Annotated in this window: 1 protein-coding gene; it reads right to left on the bottom strand. The window is 37.6% G+C overall.

Translation table 11 applies throughout. The features are described from left to right. Positions 1–1,493, bottom strand: a 1,493-nt coding sequence (nagB, locus tag G3A47_RS22495) for a glucosamine-6-phosphate deaminase (protein WP_166926494.1), incomplete at its 3' end; no start/stop codon positions are given. Positions 1,494–1,505: the final 12 nt, after the last annotated feature.

Genomic DNA, 1,505 nt, shown 5'->3' with positions numbered 1-1,505 from the left:
TTTTTCTTAACTTGTCCTGTTTCGTAAAATGGCAGGTCTAAGAAATGGGTGTTTTCATCTTTTAATCCGATGTATCTTGTTGCGGCATAAGATTCTCTTCTTCTGATGAGTCCTTTTAGTTTGCGAACTTCTAAGGAATCTATTTGATTTTCTGATTTGTTGTTCAGAAATTCTATGACGGATTTAAAATTTATTTCAGCAGCTGCAGCACCAATAAAGTCACTGCCTACTTCTGCAAATTTCAAAGCTTCGTCATCGGTTACTGCAATATTTCCTGAGGTTTGATATACAACATGTACATCGTGACCTTGTTTTATCAATTTTGAAAAAGTACCTCCCATAGAGATAACATCATCATCCGGGTGGGGACTAAAAAGGATTACTCGCTTTTTTGCCGGATCGGCTCTTTCGGGACGATGCGAATCATCCGTGTTGGGTTTTCCACCTGGCCATCCGGTGATGGTATGCTGCAATACGTTGAACATATTAATATTCAAATCATAAGCAGAACCTTCTTGCGCCAAAAGATCTGACATACCGTTATTGTTGTAATCGCGGTCTGTTAGTTTTAAAATAGATTGTTTTGTTTTTTGACACAACCAAACAATCGCTTTACTTTTTAATTCTTGTGTCCATAGACATTCTCCAACCAGCCATGGTGTTTTAAAACGCGTTAGCTCTGAAGCGGCAGACTGGTCTAAAACAAAAGTGGCATTGGGGTGATTTTGTAAAAAAGTGGCCGGAACTTCTGAAGAAATATCTCCCTGAATAGTTCTTTTTATAATGTCGGCTTTGTTCTGGCCCCAGGCCATAAGTACTATTCTTTTAGATCTGAGAATGGTAGATACTCCCATTGTGATGGCCCTTTTTGGCACATTATCAATCCCGTTAAAATCGGAAGAAGCATCTACTCTCGTGATATGATCTAAAGTAATAATACGTGTTCCTGAATTGATATGCGAACCCGGTTCGTTGAAACCAACGTGACCTGTACGTCCGATACCTAATAATTGAAAATCAAGTCCTCCGGCGTTTTTAATATTCATTTCATAGTCAATACAATATTGATTTAGTTCATCAATAGCAACTGTACCGTCCGGAATATTAACATTCTCCGGTTTAATATCAATGTGATTAAATAGATGCTGATGCATAAAATGGTGATAGCTCTGATTGTTCTCTTTGCTCATCGGATAATATTCATCCAGATTGAAAGTGATTACATTGCTAAAACTTAGCCCCTCTTCTCTGTGCATTCTTACTAATTCCTCATATACTTTTATAGGAGATGAACCTGTCGCTAAACCCAGAACACAAGATTTATTTTTCTCTTGTTTTGATCGGATCAACTGAGCGATTTCCTGCGCCACGATCAATGAAGCTTCGCCAGAATTTCTAAAAATTTCGTTGTGAATTTTCTCAAATCTGGTCTCTTCAAATTTCCCTGCGCTTTTATAGCTGATATCAGGTATTGTTTCTAAAGCACTTTTCATTTCTTTTCTTTT

It is taken from the genome of Flavobacterium poyangense (assembly GCF_011751075.1).
In the GTDB taxonomy this organism is placed as follows: Bacteria; Bacteroidota; Bacteroidia; order Flavobacteriales; family Flavobacteriaceae; genus Flavobacterium; species Flavobacterium poyangense.
This window is presented reverse-complemented; position numbering and strand designations above follow the sequence as displayed.